The sequence below is a fragment of the Pseudomonas sp. 8AS genome, assembly GCF_902506505.1.
In the GTDB taxonomy this organism is placed as follows: domain Bacteria; phylum Pseudomonadota; class Gammaproteobacteria; order Pseudomonadales; family Pseudomonadaceae; genus Aquipseudomonas.
Window position 1 is genome coordinate 3,847,410 of sequence record NZ_LR733406.1, and the last position, 23,699, is coordinate 3,871,108.

Sequence of the window (23,699 nt, forward strand, 5' to 3'; positions counted from 1 at the left end):
TAATAGGGATGATGGGCGACGCAGAACGCCAGCCCTGCAGCCGTTTCGGCTGCGTGCGAAAGGGGGCATTCTACTCGGAAACGTCGACGAGGAAAGCGCATCATGCCCTCGACCGGAGCACAGTCCGCAACCGCGAATCCTTTCCATATGGGGGCGCCCGCCGTCCACTGCAAGGCCTGGTTTGCTAACATGCGGCCATGACCGCACCGATGCCCCGCCCATGACCTTCCGCCCGCTGCCCGGCAAGGCACCCGCCGTTCTGCTGCGCGAGAGCAAGCCCTTGCAGACCCTGTTCGCCCAGGCCCAGCGCCTGGCACGCCTGCAGGAGCTGGTCGACAGCCAGCTGGAGCCTGCAGCCCGCGAACACTGCCGGGTTGCCAGCTGGCGCGAGGGTTGCCTGCTGCTGCTCACCAGCAACGGCCACTGGGCCACCCGCCTGCACTATCAGCAGCGTCGCCTGCAGCGCCAGCTGCAGACGCTGCCGGAGTTCGCCGGGCTGCTGAAGATCCAGATCAAGGTGCGCCCGCCGACCGGCCAGGTCGACCATGTCGGGCGCAAGGCGGAGCTTTCCAGCGCCGCCGCCGACAGCCTCAACAGCGCCGCCGAAGGCATCAGCGACCCCAGGTTGCGCGCCGCCCTCGAGCGCCTGGCCAGCCACGCCAAGCCACGCGAATAGCGGACAAAAAATAGGCCACCTAGAGGTGGCCTAAATCAAACTAGAAAGAGGGTGTTGCTGCTTAACCGGCTGCAACCGGTCGCATGTAGGAGATCGGGGCGTTGCTGGCGTCGTCGAAGATCACCACTTCCCAAGCGTCTTTCTGCTCGATCAGGGTACGCAACAGACGGTTGTTCAGCGCGTGCCCGGACTTGAAGCCCTTGAACTCGCCGATCAGGCTGTTGCCCAGCAGGTAGAGGTCGCCGATGGCGTCGAGGATCTTGTGCTTGACGAACTCGTCCTCGTAACGGAGGCCGTCTTCGTTGAGCACGCGGAATTCATCGACCACGATGGCGTTGTCCACGCTGCCGCCGAGTGCCAGGTTTTGCGCACGCAGGAACTCGATGTCGCGCATGAAGCCGAAGGTACGCGCGCGGCTGACTTCCTTGACGAAGGAGGTGCTGGAGAAGTCGACGCTGGCGGTCTGGGTGCGACCACGGAACACCGGGTGATCGAAGTCGATCTCGAAGCTCACCTTGAAGCCGTCGAAAGGCAGGAAGGTGGCGCGCTTGTCGCCCTCCTCCACTGTCACTTCACGCAGCACGCGGATGAACTTCTTCGGGGCGTCCTGTTCTTCCAGGCCGGCGGACTGAATCAGGAATACAAAGGGACCGGCGCTGCCGTCCATGATCGGCACTTCGGATGCCGAGAGCTCGACGTAGGCGTTATCGATGCCCAGGCCTGCCATGGCCGAAAGCAAGTGCTCCACGGTATCCACCTTGACGTCACCATTGACCAGAGTGGTCGACATGGTGGTCTCACCGACATTTTCCGCGCGGGCGGGGATTTCCACGACGGGGTCGAGGTCGGTGCGACGAAACACGATTCCGCTATCCACCGGAGCCGGCTTGAGGGTCAGGTATACCTTTTCCCCCGAATGCAGGCCAACGCCGGTGGCACGGATGATGTTTTTCAGGGTGCGTTGTCTGATCATGGCTTTGGCTGCTTGTGCGCTAGTTGCGAACTGTTGTCAACAATGGCCGGCGATGATAGCAGAACCGGCCTTTGCTGAACACCAATCACCTTCATACTCCTGATAAATTCCATCAATCAGCTTGGCGGCGCAGGAAGGCCGGGATATCCAGATAATCCAGGTCGTCCTGCGTGTTCAGCTTGGCTGCGGCGGCAGCACCGGCATGGCTTTGACGCTGCACGGTGGGGCGCTCGTAGTCCTTGTAGTTGACGGCCTGCGGCTCGGCAGCACGCGGCGCGGCACCGATCACGGCCGCCGGTGCAACGGAAGCGGCGACGATGGTGTTGTCGACCACCTTGACCGGCTTCTCGATGCGCGCACCCAGGCCGGTGGCGACCACGGTGACGTGCAGTTCGTCGCGCATATCGGCATCGATCACCGCGCCGACCTTGACGGTGGCGTGCTCGGAGGCGAAAGCCTCGATGATCTCGCCGACCGCGGCGTACTCGCCGAGGGACAGATCCAGACCGGCGGTGATGTTGACCAGGATGCCGCGGGCGCCCTGCAGGTTGACGTCTTCCAGCAGCGGGTTGCGGATCGCCGCCTCGGTGGCTTCACGAGCACGGTTCGGACCGCTGGCGCAGCCGGTGCCCATCATCGCCATGCCCATTTCACCCATCACGGTCTTCACGTCGGCGAAGTCGACGTTCATCAGGCCCGGACGCTGCATGATGTCGGAGATACCGCGCACGGCACCGGCCAGCACGTCGTCGGCCTTGGCGAAGGCGGACAGCAGGCTGGCATCCTTGCCGAGGATGGTCAGCAGTTTCTCGTTGGGGATGGTGATCAGCGAGTCGACGCACTCGGACAGGGCACGGATGCCCTCGTCGGCGACCTGCATGCGCTTGCGCCCCTCGAACGGGAACGGACGGGTCACCACCGCCACGGTGAGGATGCCCATCTCCTTCGCCACTTCGGCGATGATCGGCGCCGCACCGGTACCGGTACCGCCACCCATGCCGGTGGTGATGAAGACCATGTCGGCGCCATTCAGCACTTCGGCGATGCGCTCGCGGTCTTCCAGGGCGGCCTGACGGCCGATTTCCGGGTTGGTGCCGGCGCCCAGGCCCTTGGTCACACCAGGGCCGAGCTGCAGTACGGTGCGCGCGCCGACATTCTTCAGCGCCTGCGCATCGGTGTTGGCGCAGATGAACTCGACGCCTTCGATGTTGTTCTTGACCATGTGGTTGACGGCATTGCCACCGCCGCCACCGACGCCGATCACCTTGATAACTGCGCTTTGCGGAACGTTATCTACGAGTTCGAACATTTCCCCTCTCCTTATTTTCTAGTTGTATCGCCTACAGCTAACCGCGGTGTTGCTTTCAGAAATTGCCCTGGACCCAGCGTTTCAGCCGTTCCAGTACAGGTGCCTTGGGTTCGTCGCTATACAAGCTGCTGCCAGACATGGAGATGCCGTCGGCCTGCTTCTGCAGGCCGTACATGAGCAGGCCCACGCCTGTCGAATAGATAGGATTACGCACGACGTCGGCCAGTCCCTTGACGCTGTGTGGTACGCCCAGACGCACCGGCATGTGAAAGATCTCTTCGGCCAGTTCGACGGCACCTTCCATCTTGGCGGTGCCACCGGTGAGGACGATCCCGGCAGGGATCATGTCCTCATAGCCACTGCGCCGCAGCTCGGCCTGAATCAGGGTGAAAAGCTCGTCGTAACGGGGCTCGACAACCTCGGCCAGAGCCTGGCGGGACAGTTCCCGCGGTGGCCGGTCACCCACGCTGGGAACCTTGATGGTTTCCCCGGCACCGGCCAGTTTGGCTAGGGCGCAAGCATACCGAATCTTGATCTCCTCGGCATACTGGGTGGGGGTGCGTAATGCCATTGCAATATCATTGGTAACCTGGTCGCCGGCGATCGGAATCACCGCCGTGTGACGTATCGCACCTTCGGTGAAGATGGCGATGTCGGTGGTGCCACCGCCGATGTCGACCAGGCACACGCCCAGTTCCTTCTCGTCGTCGGTCAGCACCGCATAGGCGGAGGCCAGCTGTTCGAGAATGATGTCGTCGACTTCCAGGCCGCAGCGGCGCACGCACTTCTCGACGTTCTGTGCCGCGTTCACCGCGCAGGTGACCACATGCACCTTGGCTTCCAGGCGCACGCCGGACATGCCCAGCGGCTCGCGCACGCCTTCCTGGTTATCGATCACGTAATCCTGCGGCAGGGTGTGCAGCACCCGCTGGTCGGCCGGAATGGCCACGGCCTGGGCGGCGTCGAGTACGCGCTCGAGGTCGGCCGGGCTGACTTCGCGGTCGCGGATGGCGACGATGCCGTGGCTGTTGAGGCTGCGGATATGGTTGCCGGCCACGCCGACGAAGGCCGAGTGGATGCGGCAGCCGGCCATCAGCTGGGCCTCCTCCACCGCGCGCTGGATCGACTGCACGGTGGACTCGATGTTGACCACCACGCCCTTCTTCAGGCCGCGCGACGGGTGGGTGCCGATGCCGACGATTTCCAGCTGGCCATCCGCGGTCACCTCGCCCACCAGCGCCACCACCTTGGAGGTGCCGATATCCAGGCCGACGATCATCTTGCCGCTCTGCACGCTTGCCATGGTTCTACTTTCTCCTCGATTCACTGCACGGCGGCGGGTTCAGCCGCCGTTGGCGCCACCGGCGTGCGCCAGGCCACGGCCAGGCCGTTGGCGTAACGCAGGTCGATGCGCGCGATATTCGCGATCTGCTCTTTCAGCACCTTGTCGTAGATGGTGCTGAAGCGACGTATTTTCTCTACCAGGTGGTCGCGCCCCAGAAGGATCTCCACACCCTGGCCGGTGCTGATGAACCAGCTGCCATGCTCGCGCAGCTCCAGGCTGACGATGGAGAAACCCAGCGGGCGCAGCATCTGGCTGAGCACCTGGTACTGCTGCATCACCTGCTGCTGGGCGCGTTGCGGCCCGGACAGCAACGGCAGGTTCTCGTAGTGGGTCAGCTCGCGCGGGGCGAAGGCCTGGCCCTGGTTGTTCAGCAGCGCCTCGCTGCCCCAACGGGCCACCGGCAGTTGCTCCTCCAGACGGATCGACACCTGGTCCGGCCATACCCGGCGCACTTCGGCGTGGGCGATCCACGGCATGCGCTCCAGCTCGGTACGCATGCCGGCCATGTCGACGGTGAAGAAGCTCGCCGCGATGAACGGCGCGATACGCTCCTGCACCGCCTGCTGGCTGATGTAGCTGAGTTCGCCCTGCACGCTGACCCGCGCGATCGGTCGATCGGCATAGGGGATCAGGCGCTGGGCCAGCTCGTAGGTGGCGAAACCCAGGCCGACCAGCAGCAGCGGCCACAGCAGGCGTTTCAGGCCGCTGAAGTCCGGCTTCGGCAGGCGCGCGGACAGCGGCTCCTTGGCCACCATCCGGCTCGCGCCGCGCGCAGCCGTCGGCGCGCGCAGGGGAGCGCGGCCGATGGGTTGCGGGTGGCGGAGAGTGACGCCCATGAGTTAACCCCTGGCCTCGACGCTGTCGGCGAGAATCGCCAGCACCAGCTGTTGGAAATCCAGACCGGCGGCGCGGGCGGCCATCGGCACCAGGCTGTGGTCGGTCATGCCCGGCACGGTGTTGACCTCCAGCAGCCAGAACTTGCCGGCGGCGTCCTGCATCACGTCGGCACGCGCCCAGCCCTGGGTGCCCACCGCCTCGCAGGCACGCGCGGTGAGATCCTTCAGTTCCGCCTCTTTCTCGGCCGAGAGGCCACAGGGAATGCGGTACTGGGTGTCATTGGCCAGGTACTTGGCGTCGTAGTCGTAGAAGGTATGCGGGGTACCCAGGCCGATCGGCGGCAGCACCTGGCCGCGCAGCATGGCGATGGTGAATTCCGGGCCGGCGATCCACTGCTCCACCAGCACCTGCGAGTCGTACTGGCTGGCATCGCGCCAGGCAGCGATCAGCGCCTCGACATCGGCGACCTTGGCCATGCCGATGCTGGAGCCTTCGTGGGCCGGCTTGACGATCAGCGGGAAGCCCAGCTCGGCGGCCGCCGCACGGCAATCGGCTTCCGAAGCCAGTACCGCGTGGTTCGGCGTCGGCAGGCCGAGGCTCAGCCACACGCGCTTGGTGCGCAGCTTGTCCATGGCCAGGGCGGAAGCGAGGATGCCGCTGCCGGTGTAGGGGATGCCGGCGCACTCCAGCAGGCCCTGCATGGAGCCGTCTTCGCCGCCACGGCCATGCAGCACGATGAAGGCGCGGTCGATCTTCTCGCTGGTCAGGCGCTGCAACAGGTCATCGCCGACATCGATGCCGAAGGCATCCACGCCGGCCGCCTGCAGGGCCTGCAGCACGGCGGCGCCGGATTTCAACGAAACTTCGCGCTCGGCGCTCTTACCGCCGAACAGCACGGCGACGCGGCCGAAGGCCTTGGGATCGAGGGTGGACTGCAGACTCATTTCGACTCCCCTTCAGCCGTGAACAGCGGGTGTTTGATCAGATGCGGGGCCACGCCGCCGATATCGCCGGCGCCCTGGCACAGGAGGATGTCGCCGGCACGCAACAACGGCTTGATGATCGGTGCCAGGTCGGCGCCACGCTCGACATAGATCGGGTCCAGCTGGCCGCGCTGGCGGATGCTGTGGCACAGGTGGCGGCTGTCGGCACCGGGAATCGGCGCTTCGCCGGCCGGGTAGACTTCCAGCAGCAACAGCACCTTGGCGTCGCCGAGAACCTGCACAAAGTCGTCGTACAGGTCGCGGGTGCGGCTGTAGCGGTGCGGCTGGTAGACCATCACCAGGCGGCGCTCCGGCCAGCCACCGCGCACGGCCTTGATCACCGCCGCGACTTCGCGCGGGTGGTGGCCGTAGTCGTCGACCAGCATCACGCTGCCGCCGTCCACCGGCAGCTCACCGTAGACCTGGAAGCGCCGGCCGACGCCCTGGAAGCCGGACAGGCCGGCGACGATGGCGGCATCGTCGATGCCTTCGTCGGTGGCGATGGCGATGGTCGCCAGGGAATTCAGCACGTTGTGATTGCCCGGCATGTTCACCGAGACGTCCAGCGGCTCGCGGCCGGTGCGCAGCACGGTGAAGTGGGTCTGCATGCCCTGCTGGCGCACGTTGATCGCACGCACGTCGGCGTCCTCGGCGAAGCCATAGGTCACGGTCGGACGCGCCACCTGCGGCAGCAGCTCGCGCACCACAGGGTCATCCACGCAGAGCACGGCCAGGCCGTAGAACGGCAGGTTGTGCAGGAACTCGATGAAGGTCTTCTTCAGCACATTGAAGTCGCCGCCGTAGGTGCTCATGTGGTCGGCGTCGATATTGGTGACCACCGAGACCATCGGCTGCAGGTGCAGGAAGCTGGCGTCGCTCTCGTCGGCCTCGGCGATCAGGTAGCGGCTGCTGCCGAGCTGGGCGTTGGTGCCGGCGGCATTCAGACGGCCGCCGATGACGAAGGTCGGGTCCAGGCCGCCGGCGGCGAACACCGAGGCCAGCAGGCTGGTGGTGGTGGTCTTGCCGTGGGTACCGGCGACGGCGATGCCGTGGCGGTAGCGCATCAGCTCGGCCAGCATCTCGGCACGCGGCACCACCGGAATGCGGCGTTCCAGAGCGGTGGCGACTTCCGGGTTGCTGGTGTTGATGGCGCTGGACACCACCAGCACGTCGGCCTGCTCGGCGTTCTCCGCGCGGTGGCCGATGAAGATGATGGCGCCGAAGCTTTCCAGACGCTCGGTCACGGCCGAGGCCTTGAGGTCGGAGCCGGACACTTCGTAACCGAGGTTGAGCAGCACCTCGGCGATGCCACACATGCCGGCGCCGCCGATGCCGACGAAGTGGATGCGGCGGATGCGGCGCATGCGGCGGATTTCCGAACGGGCAGCGGCGGGAGACTTAGCCACGGGCCACCTCCAGGCAGGTTTCCACCACCGTGCGGGTGGCATCGGGCTTGGCCAGGCGGCGCGCAATGCGGCCCATGTCCTTGAGTTTTTCGGGGTGCATCAGAACCTCGGTCAGCTGCGCGGCCAGTTTGTCCGCGTCAGTCGCATGTTGCGGGAGCAGGAAGGCCGCGCCCTCCTTCGCCAGGTATTCGGCATTGCGCGTCTGGTGGTCGTCGATCGCATGCGGCAACGGCACCAGGAACGACGGCAGGCCTGCGGCGGCCAGCTCGCTGACGGTCAGCGCGCCGGCACGGCAGATCACCAGGTCGGCCCAGGCATAGGCATGGGCCATGTCCTTGATGAACGGCGCGACCTCGGCTTCGACCGCAACTTCGCGATAACGCTCCGCGGTGATCTCCGCATGTTGCTTGCCCGCCTGGTGGAACACCTGCGGGCGCAGCTCGGCCGGCAGCTTGGCCAGGGCGGCCGGCAGCAGCTTGTTCAGCGGCTCGGCGCCCAGGCTGCCGCCCAGCACCAGCAGGCGCGGCTTGCGCTTGCTCAGCGAGTCGCGCGGGGTTTCCAGGAACAGCTCCTCGCGCACCGGATTGCCGGTGGTGCGGCGCTTGGCGCTGCCTGCGAAGGTATCCGGGAAGCCTTCGCACACGCGCTTGGCGAACGGCACCAGGCTGCGGTTGGCGGTGCCGGCCACGGCGTTCTGCTCCTGGATGATCAGCGGCGCACCGCTCATCCGCGCAGCCAGGCCACCGGGGCCAGTGACATAGCCGCCCATGCCCAGCACGCAGACCGGCTGCAGCTCGCGCATGATCCGCCGCGCCTGCCACAGGGCCCGTAGCAGCTGGAACGGCGCCTTGAGCAGGGCCAGCTTGCTCTTGCCGCGCAGGCCGCTGACCTGGATCAGGTGCAACGGCAGGCCGGCGGCCGGCACCAGTTCGTTCTCGATGCCGCGCGGGGTGCCCAGCCAGTGCACGCTGTAGCCGCGCGCCTGGAACTCGCGGGCGCAGGCCAGGGCCGGGAACACGTGGCCGCCGGTACCGCCGGCCATGATCAGGACATTACCGCGCATGGCCGACCTCCTCGGGCTCGAAGAAATCCGCCTCGCTGAATTCCACCTCCGCGCTGCCCAGTTGCACCTGGGTGCGCCGCTCCCACTCGATGCGCAGCAGCAGCGCCAGGCTGACGCAGCAGATCACCAGGGAGCTGCCGCCGTAGCTGAGGAACGGCAGGGTCAGGCCCTTGGTCGGCAGCAGGCCGACGTTCACGCCGATATTGATCAGCACCTGGCCGATCCACAGGAACGCCAGGCCGTAGGCCACATAGGCGGAGAAGAACTGCCTGGCCTTTTCCGCCCACAGGCCGATGTACAGGGCGCGCACGCTGACGAAGACGAACAGCGCCACGGTCAGCAGCGCGCCGACCATGCCCAGCTCCTCGGCCAGCACGGCGAAGACGAAGTCGGTGTGCGCTTCCGGCAGGTAGAACTGCTTCTGGATGCTGTTGCCCAGGCCGACGCCCAGCCACTCGCCGCGGCCGAAGGCGATCAGCGCCTGGCTCAGCTGATAGCCGGCACCATACTGGTCGGCCCAGGGGTCGACGAAGTTGGTCAGGCGCGCCAGGCGATAGCTCTGGCTGGTCATCACCACCACGCCCAGGGCCAGCACGCCGCTGGCCAGGGGGATGAAGCGCAGCAGGTTAATGCCGCCGAGGAACAGCATGGCGATGCAGGCGCCGACCAGCACCACGGTGGCGCCGAAGTCCGGCTCGGCCAGCAGCAGCACGGCGATCGGGCCGAGGATGAACATCGGCTTGATGAAGCCCATCAGGTGCTTGCGCACTTCCTCCTGGCGGCGCACCAGGTAGGCGGCGATGAACATCACGGTGAACAGCTTGGCCAGCTCGGACGGCTGCAGGTTGAACAGGCCGAAGCCAATCCAGCGCTTGGCGCCGTTGACCTCACGACCGATGCCCGGCAGCAGCACCAGGATCAGCAGGACGAAGGCGATCAGCAGCAGGGTGCCGCTGAAACGCTGCCACAGGGCCATCGGGATCAGCAGGGTCATGAACCCGGCGCCCAGACCAATGGCCAGGTAAATCAGGTGGCGGACCATGTGGTACAGCGGGTTGCCGGACAGCGCCGCCGCCACTTCCGAAGAGGCCGAGGTGATCATCACCAGGCCCAGGCCGAGCAGGGCCAGGCAACCGGCCAGCAGCGGGAAGTCGAGGTCGATGCCGCGCTGGCTGCGCAGCGGCGACGGAGCGGCGAGCAGGCGTTCCAGCTTCATTGCAAGCCCTCCGCCGCCTGGGCGAACAGGCGCCCGCGTTCTTCGAAGTTCTTGAACATGTCCAGGCTGGCGCAGGCCGGCGACAGCAGCACGGCATCGCCGGTCTCGGCCAGGGCAGCAGCACGCTGCACGGCCTCGTCGAGGGTCGCCACGCGAACCAGCGGCGCGGCATCGCCCAGGGCGGCGGCGAGCAGTTCGGCATCGCGGCCGAGCAGCACCACGGCGCGGCAGAACCTGGCCACCGGCGCCTTCAGTGCGGAGAAGTCGGCACCCTTGCCGTCGCCACCGGCGATCAGCACCAGCTTGCCGGCGATATCGGCACCCAGGCCTTCGATGGCGGCCAGAGCGGCGCCGACGTTGGTGGCCTTGGAGTCGTCGTAGTAGCTCACCCCGCGCAGCTCGCGCACCCATTGGCAGCGGTGGGCCAGGCCGGCGAAGGTCTGCAGGGTCGCCAGCATCGGCGCCATCGGCAGGCCGGCGGCATGGCCGAGGGCCAGGGCAGCCAGGGCGTTGGACTGGTTGTGCGCGCCGCGGATCTTCAGCGCGGAAGTCGGCAGCAGGGTCTCGAAGCGGAAGGCCAGGAACTTCTCGCCGCCCTCCTCGATCAGGCCGAAGCGCTTGAAGTCGGGCTTGCCCAGGCCGAACTCCCAGCACGGCACCTGATCGGCGATCAGCGGCCGCGACAGGGCGTCGTCACGATTGACCACCACCTGCCTGGCGCCGCGGAAGATGCGGTGCTTGGCCAGGTGGTACTGCGGCATGCCGGCGTAGCGATCCATATGGTCTTCGCTGACGTTCAGGCAGGTGGCCACTTCGGCATTCAGCTGGTCGGTGGTTTCCAGCTGGAAGCTGGACAGTTCCAGCACGTACAGCTCGACCTCGTCATTCAGCAGGTCCAGCGCCGGGGTGCCGAGATTGCCGCCGACCGCGACCTTCTTGCCGGCCGCCGCCGCCATCTCGCCGACCAGGGTGGTCACGGTGCTCTTGGCGTTGGAGCCGGTGATGGCGATGATCGGCGCCTTGGCATGGCGGGCGAACAGCTCGATGTCGCCGGACAGCTTGACCCCGCGCGCGGCCGCGGCCTGCAGCGCCGGGGTGGCGATGGCCAGGCCCGGGCTCACATACAGCTCCGAGGCGCGGCAGAGGAAGTCCACGTCCAGCTCGCCGCAGCGCACTTCCACCTGCGGGTAGTCGCGTTGCAGGGTCGCCAGCTCCGGCGGGTTCGCGCGGGTATCGGCCACGGCGAAGCGCACGCCCTGGTGCGCCAGGAAGCGCACCAGGGACATGCCGCTCTTGCCGAGGCCGACAACGATGCGGAACTGGTCGGAAGCGATCAGCGACACTGTCTATTACCTCAGTTTCAGGGTGGCCAGGCCAACCAGGACGAGAATTACGGTGATGATCCAGAAGCGCACGATCACCCGTGGCTCGGGCCAGCCTTTGAGTTCGAAGTGGTGGTGGATCGGCGCCATGCGGAACACGCGCTTGCCGGTCAGCTTGAAGCTGGCGACCTGGATGATCACCGACAGGGTCTCCATGACGAACACGCCGCCCATGATGAACAGGACGATTTCCTGGCGGACGATCACGGCGATGGTGCCCAGCGCGGCGCCTAGCGCGAGAGCTCCCACGTCACCCATAAAGACCTGGGCCGGGTAGGTGTTGAACCAGAGGAAGCCGAGGCCGGCGCCGACCAGCGCGGCGCAGAACACGATCAGCTCGCCGGCGCCCGGCACGTAGGGGATCAGCAGGTAGTCGGCGAATTTGATGTTGCCCGACAGGTAGCAGAAGATCGCCAGCGCACCGGCCACCAGCACGGTCGGCAGGATGGCCAGGCCGTCGAGGCCGTCGGTCAGGTTGACCGCATTGCTGGTGCCGACTATGACGAAGTAGGTCAGCACCACGAAGCCGATACCCAGCGGCAGGGCCACATCCTTGAGCATCGGCACGATCAGGGTGGTTTCCACCGGGCTTTGCGCGGTCATATAGAGGAAGACGGCGGCAGCCAGGCCGAACACCGACTGCCAGAAGTACTTCCAGCGGCTTGGCAGACCGCGCGAGTTCTTCTCGATCACCTTGCGGTAGTCGTCGACCCAGCCGATGGCACCGAACGCCAGGGTCACCGCCAGCACCGTCCACACATAGCGGTTGGTCAGGTCGGCCCACAGCAGGGTGCTGACGGCGATGGCGGAAAGGATCAGCGCGCCGCCCATGGTCGGCGTGCCTTTCTTCGACAGGTGCGACTGCGGGCCGTCGTTGCGCACCGCCTGGCCGATCTGGCGGATCTGCAGGGTGCGGATCATCCACGGACCGAGCCACAGCGAGAGGGCCAGGGCGGTCAGTACGCCGAGGATCCCGCGCAGGGTCAGGTACTGGAACACACCGAAACCGGTGTAGAACTGTTGCAGGTACTCCGCCAGCAGCAGCAGCATTTAGTGAGCCTCCCCCGATGCACAGAGAGCCGCGACGACTTTTTCCATCGCCGCGCTGCGCGAACCTTTAATTAGAATGGTGGTGTCGCCCGATTCGCGGCCAAGTGCCGCGATCAGGCTGGCTTGATCGGCGAAGTGATGTCCTTCCGTACCGAATGCCTTGACGGCATGGGCCATCAGCGGGCCCACGGCATACAGCGCGCTGACCTTGCCGGCGGCATAGGCGCCGACATCGCGATGGCCTTGCTCGGCCCACTCGCCCAACTCGCCCATATCCCCCAGCACCAGAACGGTGCGACCGGAGAAGGCGGCGAGTATATCAACGGCGGCGCACATCGAAATCGGGTTGGCGTTGTAGGTGTCGTCGATCACCCGCGCACCGTTCGTCGCCAACTGAGCAACGGCGCGGCCTTTGACCGGTTGCAGGCTTTCCAGCCCGGCCTGGATCCCGACCAGCGGCACACCCAGGGCATGCGCGGCGGCGGCGGCGGCCAGGGCGTTGGCCACATTGTGCTCGCCCAGCAGGTTGAGCTGGATGCGCGCCTGGCCGACCGGGCTGTGCAGGGTGAAGGCCAGGCAGCCACGGGCGTCGCGGGCCAGCTCGGCGGCATGAAAATCGGCGTGGCTGTCGCGCAGGGCGAAGCTCAGCACGCGCCGGCCACGCGCACGCGCCCGCCAGGTGGCGAAGGCCTTGTCGTCAAGGTTGAGCACGGCCACGCCATCGGCGGCCAGGCCTTCGATAATCTCGCCCTTGGCCTCGACGATCTTGTCCGGACCACCGAACTCGCCGACATGGGCGGTGCCGGCATTGGTGATGATCGCCACCTGCGGCCGGGTCAGGCTGACGGTGTAGCCGATCTCGCCGACATGGTTGGCGCCCAGCTCGATCACCGCGCCGACATGCTCGGGCGCCAGCTCCAGCAGGGTCAGCGGCGCGCCGAGGTCGTTGTTGAGGTTGCCGCGGGTGGCCAGTACCGGGCCATGCAGGCCGGCACGCAGGATGCTGGCGAGCATTTCCTTGACCGTGGTCTTGCCGCTGGAGCCGGTCACGGCGGCCAGCGGGCCGCTGTAGGCCTGGCGATTCAGGGCGCCGAGGCGACCCAGACCGACCCGGCTGTCGCTGACGATCAGCTGCGGCAGATCGACGCCCGCCACTTCGTGCTCGACCAGTGCGGCCACGGCGCCTTTGCCGGCCACCTCGGCCAGGTAATCGTGGCCGTCGAAGTTCGGCCCGCTGAGGGCGACAAACAGCTGGCCGGCCTCGATCTTGCGGCTGTCGGTAGATACGGCGCAGAAGGCCACGTCGGCACCGTGCAGGCGAGCGCGCAGGGCAGGCGCCACCTCACTGAGCAGCAGCGGCTTAAGCATGGGCAGCCTCCCAGGCCTGCAGGGCCTTGGCGGTCTCGTCCAGGTCGGAGAACGGCTGACGCACGCCGTTGATCTCCTGGTAATCCTCGTGGCCCTTGCCGGCCAGCACCACCACGTCGCCGGCCTGGGCGGCGGCGATCAGTCGGGCAATCGCCTGGCCGCGACCATGGATGAATTCGACCTGCTCGGGCTGGGCGAAGCCGGCGCGGATATCCTTGATGATCTGCGCCGGGTCTTCCGTGCGTGGATTGTCATCGGTGACCAGCACGGCGTCGGCCAGGCGTTCGGCCACCTGGGCCATCAGCGGGCGCTTGCCGCTGTCGCGATCGCCACCGCAGCCGAACAGGCACAGCAGGCGGCCGCCGACATGCGGGCGCAGGGCCTCCAGCACCTTTTCCAGGGCATCCGGGGTGTGCGCGTAATCCACCACCACCAGCGGCAGCCGGCCGCCACCGAAGCGCTGCATGCGCCCGACCGGGCCTTGCAGCTGCGGCAGCAGGCGCAGGACTTCGTCCAGCGGGTAGTTCAGGCCGAGCAGCGCGCCGACCACGGCCAGCAAGTTGCTCAGGTTGAAGCGCCCCAGCAGCGGGCTGCGCAGGTTGCCCTCGCCTTGCGGGGTGACCAGGCGGGCACGCACGCCGTGGTCGTCGAAGCGGGCTTCGCTGCAGTAGAGGTAGGCGCTGCTGTCGTCCAGGCTGTAGCCGATCAGGCGCGATTCATGGGGCTCGGCGGCCAGCTGGCGACCGAAGGCGTCGTCCAGGTTGATCACCCGGCAACGCAGATCAGGCCAGGCGAACAACCGGGCCTTGGCCGCGCCATAGGCTTGCATCGAGCCGTGATAGTCGAGGTGGTCGCGCGACAGGTTGGTGAACACCGCCACGTCGAAGTCCAGCGCGGCCACGCGGCCCTGCTCCAGGCCGTGGGAGGAGACTTCCATGGCCAGGGCGCGGGCACCGGCCTGCTTGAGGTCGGCGAGGATGGCCTGCACCGCCACCGGGTCCGGGGTAGTGTGGCGGCCGCTTTCCAGGGCTTCGTAGAAGCCGGTGCCGAGGGTGCCGACTATGCCGCAGCGCTCGCCGAGCAGGTCCAGGGCCTGGGCCAGCAACTGGCTGACGCTGGTCTTGCCGTTGGTGCCGGTGACGCCGACCAGGCGCAAGGCACGGCTCGGCTCGCCATAGAAGCGCCCGGCAATGGCCGACAGCTGGCCGAGCAGGCCCTTGATCGGCACCAGTTCGGCGCTGCCGGACGTCATCGCCGGCGCGCCTTCGCTTTCATAGGCCACCGCGGCGGCACCGCGGGCCACGGCGTCGGCGATATGCAGGCGACCATCCTGGGCGGTGCCGGGCACGGCGAGAAACAGATCGCCCGGACGCACCTTGCGGCTGTCCAGGGTCAGCTCGCGGATCAAGGTGGCCGACTGGGCCTGGGGCAGTAGCTGGTTGAGTGGCATGGGCATCAGATCCGCCCTCCATTGTTACTGGCCGTCGCGGCGGTTTGCGGCGCAACGGGAGTTGGCGCGACCGGCGGCGGCAGGTTGTCCGGGGTGATGTTCATCAGGCGCAGCGTGCCGCCCATGACCTTGCTGAACACCGGCGCCGAGACCAGGCCGCCGAAGTAGCCGGCCTTGCTCGGCTCGTCGATGACCACGACCATGGCGATGCGCGGGTCGCTGCTCGGCGCGAAGCCGGCAAACATCGAGCGGTAGGCATTGGCCGTGTAGCCCTTGGTGCCGACACTGGCCTTGCGCGCCGTGCCGCTCTTGCCGGACACGTGGTAGCCCGGCACCTGGGCGCGGAACACTCCGCGCGGCGCCTCGATCACCTGCTGCAGCATGCCCTGCATGGTTTTCGCCACGTCTTCCGACATCACCTGCACGCCCTCGGGCACGCGATCGGCACGGGTCATGGTCAGCGGTACGCTGCGCCCATCGTTGGCCAGCACGGCATAGGCATGTACCAGCTGCACGGCAGTGACCGCCAGGCCGTAGCCATAGGACAGGGTCGCGGTTTCCGCCTTCGGCCACTTGCGGTGGTTGGGCAGGTTGCCGACGCGCTCGCCGGGGAAGCCCAGGCCGGTATCCTGGCCCAGCCCCAGCTGCTGCATCATGTTGTAGATGGACTCGCCGCCGATATCGAAGGCGACCTTGCTCATGCCGACGTTGCTGGAGTTGATCAGGATGCCGGTCAGGTCGAGTTCGCGGCCCTGGGTCTTGGACACGTCCTTGATGGTGTAGCGGCCGATCTGCAGGGAGCCGGGCCAGACCTCAACTATGTCTTCTGGCTTCCAGCGCCCGCTCTGCAAGGCCGCGCTCATCGACAGCGGCTTGACCGTGGAACCCGGCTCGAACACGTCGATCATCGCGCGGTTGCGCATGGCCGCCGGTTGCAGGTTGCGCCGGTTGTTCGGGTTATAGGTCGGCTGGTTGGCCATGGCCAGCACTTCGCCGGTCTTCACATCCATGATCACCAGGCTGCCGGCCTTGGCGCCGTTCTCCACCAGGGCATTGCGCAGTTCGCGGTGGGCCAGGTATTGCAGGCGCAGGTCGATGGACAGCGCCAGGGCCTTGCCGGCCTTGGCGTTCTGGGTGACCTGCACGTCCTTGATCAGGCGGCCGCGGCGATCCTTGAGCACCTGGCGCTTGCCCGGCACGCCGGCCAGCCACTCGTCGAAGGCCAGCTCCATGCCCTCGCGGCCACGGTCATCGACGTCGGTGAAGCCGATCACGTGGGCGGCCACTTCGCCGGCCGGGTAGAAACGGCGGAACTCTTCGATGCTGTATACGCCCGGCACTTTCAGGTCGAGGATGGCCTGCCCCTGTTCCGGGGTCAGGCCGCGCACCAGGTACATGAACTCGCGCTCGCTGGCCTGCTGCAGGCGCTTGGCGAAGGCTTGCGGCTCCTGCCCCAGGGCGGCGGCCAGGTCGGCCCAGCGGTTCTGCGCCTTGGCCAGTTCCTTGCCATTGGCCCACAGGGTGATCACCGGCGTGCTGACGGCCAGCGGCTCGCCATTGCGGTCGGTGATCAGGCCGCGGTGCGCCGGGATCGGGATGTGCCGCACGCTGCGCGCATCGCCATGGGCCTGGAGGAAATCGTGGTCGATCACATGCAGGTCGATGATGCGCCAGGCGATGGCGCCCACCATCAGTGCCAGCAGCGCCAGCACCAGGCGGAAACGCCAGGGATAGAGGGCGCCTTCGAGACCCATCATGGCGCCACCATCTGCACTTCGGCCGCTTCCGGGATGCGCATGCGCAGCTGCTCGCTGGCCAGCGTCTCGATGCGGTTATGGGCGGTCCAGGTGCTCTGTTCGAGGATCAGTCGGCCCCACTCGGCCTGCGCCTTGTCGCGCACGCTGAGTTCGGCGTACAGGGCATTGAGCAGCTGGCGGTTCCAGTGCGCGCTGTAGGACACGGCGAGGGCCGACAGCAGCACGCCGATGAACAGCAGCAACAGCAGTAGGCTGCCGGGCGGCAAGGGCTTGGCGAACAGGCGGCTCATCGCAGCTTCTCCGCCACACGCATGACGGCGCTGCGCGAGCGCGGGTTGGCCTTGAGCTCGGCCTCGGAGGCGAACTGCGGTTTGCCCAGCAGCTTGAGACGCGGCTCGAAAGCCTTGGGAATGATCGGCAGGTCGCGCGGCAGGTTGTCCGCTTCGCCCTTGGCGTGGCGGCGCATGAACTGCTTGACGATGCGGTCTTCCAGCGAGTGGAAGCTGATCACCACCAGGCGCCCGCCCACGGCCAGGCTTTCCAGCGCGGCATCGAGGCCCGCCTCGAGGTCGCCCAGCTCGTTGTTGATGTAGATGCGCAGCCCCTGGAAGGCGCGGGTCGCCGGGTTCTTGCCCTTTTCCCAGGCCGGATTGGCCTCGGTGAGCACGGCGGCCAGGTCGGCGGTACGCTCGAACGGCTTGAGCGCGCGGCGCTCGACCACGGCACGGGCCATGCGCTTGGCGAAACGCTCTTCGCCGTATTCCTTGAACACCCGGGCGATTTCCTCGGCGCTGGCGCTGGCGATGAACTCGGCGGCGCTGACCCCGGCATCCGGGTTCATGCGCATGTCCAGCGGGCCGTCATTGAGGAAGCTGAAGCCGCGCGCGGCATCGTCCAGCTGCGGCGAGGACACGCCGAGATCGAGCAGGATGCCATCGACCCGGCCCGCCAGGCCGCGCTGAGCGACTTCTTCGCCCAGCTCGGCAAAGCTGCGCTGCACAACGACGAAGCGGCCGTCTTCGGCCGCCAGTGCATTTCCCGTGGCAATCGCCAGTGGGTCCTTGTCGAAACCCAGCAGGCGACCGTCTGGCCCGAGCCTTTCCAGGATCAGCCGGCTGTGCCCCCCCCGCCCGAAGGTGCCATCCAGATAGCAGCCATCCGCGCGCACGGCGAGACCGTCGACGGCTTCGTCGAGCAGCACGGTGATATGGCGGAAGCTATTGGTCATGGTCACAGGATCAGATCACGCAGGTCGTCCGGCAGAGCGCCGGGTTGTTTGATGGCAGCCAGGTCGGCATCGGCAAGAGCGTTCCAGGCTTCCTCGTTCCACAGTTGGAATTTGTTCAGTTGGCCAACCAGCATGGCGTGCTTGTCTAGGCCGGCATGGGCGCGCAGACGCGGCGGCACAAGGAAGCGGCCGCTGCCGTCCAGTTCGATATCCACGGCATTGCCGATCAGCAGGCGTTGCAGGCGACGGGTTTCTTCACGCAGGGAGGGCAGTTCACGGAGCTTGGCTTCGATCAGCTCCCACTCGGGCAGCGGATACACACAGAGGCAGGGATCGACGGCATCGATGGTGACGATGAGCTGGCCGGCACAACGCGAAACCAGCTCGTCACGATACCGGCTCGGCATCGCGAGTCGCCCTTTGGCGTCGAGACTGATGGCGTTAGCTCCGCGAAACAAGGCTGCGTTCCCCCACTGTAATTAGCTTTCCGTGCCCATACGACCCACTTCGTGCCACTTTGTGCCACTTCGGCACACTATAGGAATGCAGCACACCCAGCGTCAAGGCGCGCAAACAGGGAAAAATCCTTACAGGACGGAGATTTAGCGAACTAAGCGGGGGGCCTGGAGAGGCAAAGCGAGGGTTTTTTAGAGGCGAATTTCAGCCAGTTCATGATGCTGAACTTCGAACTTAAAGTAGTTTCTTAAGAGTAAGATTTTTTCGATATTACAAATGCGGGATGCGGGGTGAAGCGGATAGAAGAGAAAAGGTGGAGAGTCGATCTGTAAGCCGGGTTCTGTCGAGGACAGTCATTCCTCTACGACGTACATCACTGCACGACTTTAGCAACCTACCCGGTTCCAGCGCGGGCCACGCCAATGGAACCCTATTTGGTCTTGCTCCGAGTGGGGTTTACCTAGCCACGGACTGTTGCCAGCCGTGCGGTGCGCTCTTACCGCACCTTTTCACCCTTACCGGCGCTTGCGCGCTTAGGCGGTTATTTTCTGTGGCACTTTCCGTAGGCTCGCGCCTCCCAGGCATTACCTGGCACTCCGCCCTATGGAGCCCGGACTTTCCTCCCCCTTCTTGCGAAGGCAGCGACTGTCCGATCGACTCTCCGCCGCCAAGGGTAACGAGCCGAGCGCCGCAGGACAAGCTCAAGCGTCCTTTTGCCGCTCCAGCGCCGCTTGATAGAGCAAATTCTTGCGCACCCCGGTGATCTCCGCCGCCAGCGCCGCCGCGCGCTTGAGCGGCATCTCGCCGAGCAGCAGGTCGAGCACGCGCAGCGCTTCGCCGCTGATCGCCTCATCACCTTCCGGCGCCTGCCAACCGGCCACCAGCACCACGCACTCGCCGCGCTGCTGGTTGCTGTCGGCCGCCACCCAGTCGTGCAACTCGCCCAGCGGCAAGCCCTTGAGCGTCTCGAAGGTCTTGGTCAGTTCACGCCCCAGCACCGCCGGACGATCGGCACCGAACACCTCGCGCATGTCGGCCAGGCACTCGAGGATGCGGTGCGGCGCCTCGTAGAAGATCAGCGTGCGCGGGTCTTGCGCCACCTGCTGCAGGCGAGCCTGGCGCCCGACGGTCTTGGCCGGCAGGAAACCCTCGAAACTGAAACGATCGGACGGCAGGCCGGCCGCCGACAGGGCGGCGATCAGCGCACAGGCGCCCGGCACCGGCACCACGCGAATCCCCGCCGCGCGCACCTGGCGCACCAGGTGATAACCCGGGTCGGAAATCAGCGGCGTACCCGCATCGGAAATCAGCGCCACGTCCTCGCCCGCCAGCAAGCGGGAAAGGAAGCGCCCGCCCTCGTCGCGCTCGTTGTGCTCGTGGCAGGCCGCCAGCGGCGTGGCGATGCCGAAATGCTGCAGCAGACGGATGGAGTGACGGGTGTCCTCGGCGGCGATCAGCGCCACCTCGCGCAGGATGCGCAGGGCGCGGGCAGTGATGTCATCCAGGTTGCCGATCGGCGTGGCAACCACATACAGCGTGCCGGTGGCGGTGACAGAAGCAGCGGAAACGCTCACGGGCGACCCTCGATGACCACGGAAAGCGCGCATTGTAGCCCGTTTCGCTGCAGCGACATCGCATGGGCTGCGGGGCTTGGGTACAATCGCGCACTCATTGGATCCAGTACCAGGAACGTTTAGATGATCGCCCGCCTGCGCCCGCTTTCCGCCCTTTGCCTCGCCGGCCTGCTGGCCGCCTGCGCCAGCACCCCGTCGTCCAACCTGGGCGAGCTGCCACGCACCCCGCAAGCCAGCATCGAACAACTGCTGCAACAGGCCGCAGCCAGCGAAACGCCGGAAGAAGCTGCCCTGCTGCGCCTGTCCGCCGCCGACCTGGCCTACCAGCAGCAAGATCTGGGACGCGCCACGCGCATCCTCGACGAAATCGGGATGGATGGCCTGAAGCCGGCCCAGCAGGTCTTCGCCAGCACCCTCACCGCCGAACTGGCCCTGGCCCGCAACAAGCCCAAGGCCGCGCTCCAGGCCCTCAGCCACCCGAGCATGCAGCGCCTCGGCGAACTGCCGGTCGAGCAGCAGGTGCGCACCCAGCTGGTCCGCGCCCGTGCCCTGGAGGCCGACGGCCAGCCCCTCGCCGCCGCCCGCGAACGCGTATACATCGCCCCGCTGCTCGATGGCAGCGCGGCCGGTAGCAACCACGAAGCGATCTGGACCCTGGTCGCCAGCCTGCCGCAGAGCCAGCTGCAATCCTCCGGCGACAGCGACCTGGATGGCTGGCTGAGCCTGGCCCTGGCCACCAAGAGCGCCGGTACCCCGGACCAGCAACTGGCCGCCATCGACGCCTGGCGCCAGCAGCATCCGCAGCACCCGGCCGCGCAACAGCTGCCGCAGGCCCTGGACAAGCTGAAGAGCCTGGCCGGCCAGCCGCTGCAGAAGGTCGCCCTGCTGCTGCCCCAGGAAGGCCAGCTGGCCTCGGTCGCCCGCGCCTTGCGCGACGGCTTCATGGCCGCCCACTACCAGGCCCAGCAGGCCGGCCAGAACCCGCCGGAAGTGCTGCTGTACGACAGCGCCCGCCTCGCCTCGCTGGATGACTTCTACCGCCAGGCCCAGGCCGATGGCGCGCAACTGGTGATCGGCCCGCTGGAGAAACCGCTGGTCAAGCAGCTCAGCGAGCGCCCGCAGCTACCGATCACCACCCTGGCCCTGAACTACAGCGACGCCGGCCGCGAAGCGCCGGCGCAGCTGTTCCAGTTCGGCCTGGCCGCCGAAGACGAAGCCCGCGAAGTGGCCCGCCGCGCCTGGGCCGACGGCATGCGCCGCGCCGTGGCCCTGGTGCCCAGCGGCGAATGGGGCAACCGCGTGCTGGCCGCCTTCCAGCAGAGCTGGCAGGCCGCTGGCGGCACCCTGATCGCCGCCGAGCACGTCGACCAGCCGGTGCAGCTGGCCCAGCAGATCGCCGACCTGTTCCAGCTGCGCGAAAGCGAAGCGCGCGCCAAGCGCCTGCAGAACACCCTCGGCGGCGCCATCGCCGCCGTACCGGCGCGCCGCCAGGACGTCGACTTCATCTTCCTCGCCGCCACCCCGCAACAGGCCCAGCAGATCAAACCGACCCTGGCCTTCCAGTACGCCGGCGACGTGCCGGTGTATGCCACCTCGCACCTGTATGCCGGCGGGCAGAACCCTAGCCAGTACCAGGACCTGGAAGGCATCCGCTTCTGCGAAACCCCCTGGCTGCTGGATGCCAATGACCCGCTGCGCCAGCAGGTCGACGGCCAGTGGCCGCAGGCCGCCGGCAGCCTCGGCCGCCTGTACGCCATGGGTGTCGACGCCTACCGCCTGGCGCCGCGCCTGAGCCAGCTGCAGGCCATGCCCGACAGCCGGGTCGAAGGCCTGTCCGGCAACCTCAGCCTGAACAGCGCCCAGCGCATCGAACGCCAGCTGCCCTGGGCCGAGTTCCACGACGGCCAGGTCCAGCGCCTGTCGGACAGCAACAATCAGTAAGCCGAACGACAGCGGTCGCGTCGCCGAAACCCAGGCGCGCGACCACCTGCTGCGGCACGGCCTGCGCCTGCTGGCGCAGAACTGGCGCTGCCGCGGCGGCGAGCTCGATCTGGTCATGCTCGACGGCGATACAGTAGTATTCGTCGAAGTCCGCTATCGCCGGCATGCCGCCTGGGGCGGCGCCCTGGAAAGCGTCGACTCGCGCAAGCAGCAACGCCTGATCCACGCCGCCCAGCACTTCCTGCAGCAGGAAAGTCGCTGGGCCAGGCAACCCTGCCGCTTCGACGTAATCGCCCTCGCCCCCACGCAACTGGACTGGCTAAAGAACGCTTTTGAGGCCTGAATCGACCCGATCAACGCTTTCTAGTCGACCCGCACCGGGCAAGTCGGGTAAAAAGCCGGACAGCACGCCAGATGCGAGTCGTTATAATTCACCACGCCTTATGGCACTCCCTCACCGTAGAGGCTGACCCAGCCCGTACACCGAAGGTCTTATCCGATGGACATGCAATCCCGAATCCGCCAGATGTTCCAGGCCAGCATCGACACCAAGCAACAGGCCATGGAAGTGCTGGTACCGTTCATCGAGCATGGCAGCCAGGTGATGGTCAACGCCCTGCTCAACGAGGGCAAGATTCTCAGCTGCGGCAACGGCGGCTCCGCCGGCGATGCTCAGCACTTCTCCTCCGAGCTGCTCAACCGCTTCGAGCGCGAACGCCCGAGCCTGCCGGCCATCGCCCTGACCACCGACAGCTCGACCATCACCTCGATCGCCAACGACTACAGCTACAACGAGGTGTTCTCCAAGCAGATCCGCGCCCTCGGCCAGCCCGGCGACGTGCTGCTGGCGATTTCCACCAGCGGCAACTCGGCCAACGTGATTCAGGCCATCCAGGCCGCACATGATCGCGAAATGGTTGTCGTAGCCCTGACCGGGCGCGACGGCGGAGGCATGGCCTCGCTGCTGCTGCCGGAAGACGTGGAAATTCGCGTGCCTTCCAAGGTCACCGCACGCATTCAGGAAGTGCACCTACTGGCTATCCACTGCCTGTGCGACCTGATCGACCGCCAACTGTTCGGGAGTGAAGAATGACCCGCAATCCGCTGATCCTTGCCACCCTCGCCCTCAGCCTGCTGCTGGGCGCCTGTAGCAACCGCAGCATCGGCAACAAGATCGATGACCAGTTCCTCGGCCCGGACGTCAGCTCGGCCGTGTCGCGCGCACACCCGGACCTGACCAGCCCGACCTCGCACGTGGTGGTCACCAGCTACAACGGGGTGATCCTGCTGGCCGGCCAGACCCCGCGCGCCGAGCTCAAGGACAAGGCCGCCCAGGCGGCGCGCAATGTCCAGGGCGTGACCAAGATCCACAACGAACTGCAGGTGCTGCAGCCGACATCGGCCCTGGCCCGCAGCAACGATGCGTTGATGACCTCGAAGATCAAGACCCTGATGCTGGCCGACAGCACGGTGCCCAGCGCCAAGGTCAAGGTGATCACCGAGAACGGCATCGTCTACCTGATGGGCCTGGTGACCCGCGCCGAAGGCGCCAGCGCCGGCAACGTGGTCGCCGGCGTGTCCGGCGTGCAGAAGATCGTCAAGCTGTTCCAGTACACCAACTGAGGCAGCCCGCAGCACCTATTGGGGCTCGCCGCGGCAGCACAGAAACGACAAGGGCGCCCTAG

General features: G+C 66.7%; 22 protein-coding genes and 1 other RNA gene. 5 read left to right on the forward strand and 18 right to left on the reverse strand.

Annotated features, from left to right (window positions below; translation table 11 throughout):
• Nucleotides 1-220: 220 nt before the first annotated feature.
• Complete coding sequence (locus GV001_RS18035) at nucleotides 221-676, forward strand: DUF721 domain-containing protein (protein WP_160082367.1); 456 nt, start codon at nucleotides 221-223, stop codon at nucleotides 674-676.
• Between the two features lie 61 nt (nucleotides 677-737).
• Here the strand turns inward: GV001_RS18035 and lpxC are convergent, their stop codons facing one another.
• From lpxC to rsmI, 18 genes are all read right to left on the reverse strand, one after another.
• Nucleotides 738-1,649, reverse strand: a complete 912-nt coding sequence (lpxC, locus tag GV001_RS18040) for a UDP-3-O-acyl-N-acetylglucosamine deacetylase (RefSeq protein ID WP_160082369.1) — start codon at nucleotides 1,647-1,649, stop codon at nucleotides 738-740.
• 112 nt (nucleotides 1,650-1,761) lie between these two features.
• Nucleotides 1,762-2,958 (reverse strand): cell division protein FtsZ, encoded by a 1,197-nt coding sequence (ftsZ, locus tag GV001_RS18045; protein WP_160082371.1) that lies wholly within the window; start codon nucleotides 2,956-2,958, stop codon nucleotides 1,762-1,764.
• 55 nt (nucleotides 2,959-3,013) lie between these two features.
• Nucleotides 3,014-4,261 (reverse strand): cell division protein FtsA, encoded by a 1,248-nt coding sequence (gene ftsA / locus GV001_RS18050; protein WP_160082373.1) that lies wholly within the window; start codon nucleotides 4,259-4,261, stop codon nucleotides 3,014-3,016.
• Nucleotides 4,262-4,281: 20 nt separating this feature from the next.
• Nucleotides 4,282-5,139 carry a cell division protein FtsQ/DivIB gene (locus GV001_RS18055; protein WP_160082375.1) on the reverse strand — a complete coding sequence of 286 codons (858 nt, stop codon included), beginning with the start codon at nucleotides 5,137-5,139 and terminating at the stop codon, nucleotides 4,282-4,284.
• Between the two features lie 3 nt (nucleotides 5,140-5,142).
• Nucleotides 5,143-6,084, reverse strand: a complete 942-nt coding sequence (locus GV001_RS18060; RefSeq protein WP_160082377.1) for a D-alanine--D-alanine ligase — start codon at nucleotides 6,082-6,084, stop codon at nucleotides 5,143-5,145.
• A complete protein-coding gene (gene murC, locus GV001_RS18065; RefSeq protein WP_218573223.1) occupies nucleotides 6,081-7,487 on the reverse strand; it encodes a UDP-N-acetylmuramate--L-alanine ligase in 1,407 nt (468 codons plus the stop codon). Before murC ends, GV001_RS18060 begins: the two co-directional genes overlap by 4 nt.
• Nucleotides 7,488-7,521: 34 nt before the next feature.
• Entirely contained in the window at nucleotides 7,522-8,592 is a 1,071-nt protein-coding gene (gene murG, locus GV001_RS18070) for an undecaprenyldiphospho-muramoylpentapeptide beta-N-acetylglucosaminyltransferase (protein ID WP_160082381.1), read from the reverse strand.
• On the reverse strand, nucleotides 8,582-9,808 hold the full coding sequence (gene ftsW, locus GV001_RS18075; protein WP_160082383.1) for a putative lipid II flippase FtsW: 1,227 nt from the start codon (nucleotides 9,806-9,808) through the stop codon (nucleotides 8,582-8,584). The genes murG and ftsW overlap by 11 nt, the downstream gene beginning before the upstream one ends.
• Nucleotides 9,805-11,151, reverse strand: coding sequence for a UDP-N-acetylmuramoyl-L-alanine--D-glutamate ligase (gene murD, locus GV001_RS18080; RefSeq protein WP_160082385.1), 1,347 nt, complete (start codon nucleotides 11,149-11,151; stop codon nucleotides 9,805-9,807). Before murD ends, ftsW begins: the two co-directional genes overlap by 4 nt.
• 6 nt (nucleotides 11,152-11,157) lie before the next feature.
• The gene (gene mraY / locus GV001_RS18085) at nucleotides 11,158-12,240 is read right to left on the reverse strand and encodes a phospho-N-acetylmuramoyl-pentapeptide-transferase (protein ID WP_160082387.1); all 1,083 of its coding nucleotides are present in this window, start codon (nucleotides 12,238-12,240) and stop codon (nucleotides 11,158-11,160) included.
• A complete protein-coding gene (gene murF / locus GV001_RS18090) occupies nucleotides 12,241-13,608 on the reverse strand; it encodes a UDP-N-acetylmuramoyl-tripeptide--D-alanyl-D-alanine ligase (protein WP_160082389.1) in 1,368 nt (455 codons plus the stop codon).
• Complete coding sequence (locus GV001_RS18095; protein ID WP_160082391.1) at nucleotides 13,601-15,064, reverse strand: UDP-N-acetylmuramoyl-L-alanyl-D-glutamate--2,6-diaminopimelate ligase; 1,464 nt, start codon at nucleotides 15,062-15,064, stop codon at nucleotides 13,601-13,603. The genes murF and GV001_RS18095 overlap by 8 nt, the downstream gene beginning before the upstream one ends.
• Nucleotides 15,064-16,815, reverse strand: coding sequence for a peptidoglycan D,D-transpeptidase FtsI family protein (locus GV001_RS18100; RefSeq protein ID WP_372238558.1), 1,752 nt, complete (start codon nucleotides 16,813-16,815; stop codon nucleotides 15,064-15,066). Before GV001_RS18100 ends, GV001_RS18095 begins: the two co-directional genes overlap by 1 nt.
• Nucleotides 16,812-17,105 carry a cell division protein FtsL gene (gene ftsL / locus GV001_RS18105; protein ID WP_160082393.1) on the reverse strand — a complete coding sequence of 98 codons (294 nt, stop codon included), beginning with the start codon at nucleotides 17,103-17,105 and terminating at the stop codon, nucleotides 16,812-16,814. Before ftsL ends, GV001_RS18100 begins: the two co-directional genes overlap by 4 nt.
• Entirely contained in the window at nucleotides 17,102-18,043 is a 942-nt protein-coding gene (gene rsmH / locus GV001_RS18110; RefSeq protein ID WP_178091835.1) for a 16S rRNA (cytosine(1402)-N(4))-methyltransferase RsmH, read from the reverse strand. The genes ftsL and rsmH overlap by 4 nt, the downstream gene beginning before the upstream one ends.
• Nucleotides 18,044-18,045: 2 nt before the next feature.
• Nucleotides 18,046-18,501, reverse strand: coding sequence for a division/cell wall cluster transcriptional repressor MraZ (gene mraZ / locus GV001_RS18115; protein WP_160082397.1), 456 nt, complete (start codon nucleotides 18,499-18,501; stop codon nucleotides 18,046-18,048).
• Between the two features lie 311 nt (nucleotides 18,502-18,812).
• Nucleotides 18,813-19,160: RNase P RNA component class A (gene rnpB, locus GV001_RS18120), an RNA gene on the reverse strand.
• 40 nt (nucleotides 19,161-19,200) lie between these two features.
• Nucleotides 19,201-20,106 carry a 16S rRNA (cytidine(1402)-2'-O)-methyltransferase gene (gene rsmI / locus GV001_RS18125; RefSeq protein WP_178091836.1) on the reverse strand — a complete coding sequence of 302 codons (906 nt, stop codon included), beginning with the start codon at nucleotides 20,104-20,106 and terminating at the stop codon, nucleotides 19,201-19,203.
• 90 nt (nucleotides 20,107-20,196) lie between these two features.
• Between rsmI and GV001_RS18130 the strand changes: the two genes are divergently transcribed.
• The 4 genes from GV001_RS18130 (at nucleotide 20,197) to GV001_RS18145 (ending at nucleotide 23,637) form a co-directional block, all read left to right on the forward strand.
• The gene (locus GV001_RS18130; protein WP_160082401.1) at nucleotides 20,197-22,014 is read left to right on the forward strand and encodes a penicillin-binding protein activator; all 1,818 of its coding nucleotides are present in this window, start codon (nucleotides 20,197-20,199) and stop codon (nucleotides 22,012-22,014) included.
• A complete protein-coding gene (locus GV001_RS18135; protein ID WP_160083454.1) occupies nucleotides 22,007-22,357 on the forward strand; it encodes a YraN family protein in 351 nt (116 codons plus the stop codon). The genes GV001_RS18130 and GV001_RS18135 overlap by 8 nt, the downstream gene beginning before the upstream one ends.
• Nucleotides 22,358-22,513: 156 nt before the next feature.
• Entirely contained in the window at nucleotides 22,514-23,107 is a 594-nt protein-coding gene (locus GV001_RS18140) for a phosphoheptose isomerase (protein WP_160082403.1), read from the forward strand.
• Nucleotides 23,104-23,637, forward strand: coding sequence for a BON domain-containing protein (locus GV001_RS18145; RefSeq protein ID WP_160082405.1), 534 nt, complete (start codon nucleotides 23,104-23,106; stop codon nucleotides 23,635-23,637). The genes GV001_RS18140 and GV001_RS18145 overlap by 4 nt, the downstream gene beginning before the upstream one ends.
• Nucleotides 23,638-23,699: the final 62 nt, after the last annotated feature.

Bases quoted from the DNA above. Each gene is read 5' to 3' on its own strand.
- GV001_RS18035 (WP_160082367.1), top strand. From the start codon at position 221: ATGACCTTCCGCCCGCTGCCCGGCAAGGCACCCGCCGTTCTGCTGCGC.
- lpxC (WP_160082369.1), bottom strand. From the start codon at position 1,649: ATGATCAGACAACGCACCCTGAAAAACATCATCCGTGCCACCGGCGTT.
- ftsZ (WP_160082371.1), bottom strand. From the start codon at position 2,958: ATGTTCGAACTCGTAGATAACGTTCCGCAAAGCGCAGTTATCAAGGTG.
- ftsA (WP_160082373.1), bottom strand. From the start codon at position 4,261: ATGGCAAGCGTGCAGAGCGGCAAGATGATCGTCGGCCTGGATATCGGC.
- GV001_RS18055 (WP_160082375.1), bottom strand. From the start codon at position 5,139: ATGGGCGTCACTCTCCGCCACCCGCAACCCATCGGCCGCGCTCCCCTG.
- GV001_RS18060 (WP_160082377.1), bottom strand. From the start codon at position 6,084: ATGAGTCTGCAGTCCACCCTCGATCCCAAGGCCTTCGGCCGCGTCGCC.
- murC (WP_218573223.1), bottom strand. From the start codon at position 7,487: ATGCGCCGCATCCGCCGCATCCACTTCGTCGGCATCGGCGGCGCCGGC.
- murG (WP_160082381.1), bottom strand. From the start codon at position 8,592: ATGCGCGGTAATGTCCTGATCATGGCCGGCGGTACCGGCGGCCACGTG.
- ftsW (WP_160082383.1), bottom strand. From the start codon at position 9,808: ATGAAGCTGGAACGCCTGCTCGCCGCTCCGTCGCCGCTGCGCAGCCAG.
- mraY (WP_160082387.1), bottom strand. From the start codon at position 12,240: ATGCTGCTGCTGCTGGCGGAGTACCTGCAACAGTTCTACACCGGTTTC.
- murF (WP_160082389.1), bottom strand. From the start codon at position 13,608: ATGCTTAAGCCGCTGCTGCTCAGTGAGGTGGCGCCTGCCCTGCGCGCT.
- GV001_RS18095 (WP_160082391.1), bottom strand. From the start codon at position 15,064: ATGCCCATGCCACTCAACCAGCTACTGCCCCAGGCCCAGTCGGCCACC.
- GV001_RS18100 (WP_372238558.1), bottom strand. From the start codon at position 16,815: ATGATGGGTCTCGAAGGCGCCCTCTATCCCTGGCGTTTCCGCCTGGTG.
- ftsL (WP_160082393.1), bottom strand. From the start codon at position 17,105: ATGAGCCGCCTGTTCGCCAAGCCCTTGCCGCCCGGCAGCCTACTGCTG.
- rsmH (WP_178091835.1), bottom strand. From the start codon at position 18,043: ATGACCAATAGCTTCCGCCATATCACCGTGCTGCTCGACGAAGCCGTC.
- rsmI (WP_178091836.1), bottom strand. From the start codon at position 20,106: ATGCGCGCTTTCCGTGGTCATCGAGGGTCGCCCGTGAGCGTTTCCGCT.
- GV001_RS18130 (WP_160082401.1), top strand. From the start codon at position 20,197: ATGATCGCCCGCCTGCGCCCGCTTTCCGCCCTTTGCCTCGCCGGCCTG.
- GV001_RS18140 (WP_160082403.1), top strand. From the start codon at position 22,514: ATGGACATGCAATCCCGAATCCGCCAGATGTTCCAGGCCAGCATCGAC.
- GV001_RS18145 (WP_160082405.1), top strand. From the start codon at position 23,104: ATGACCCGCAATCCGCTGATCCTTGCCACCCTCGCCCTCAGCCTGCTG.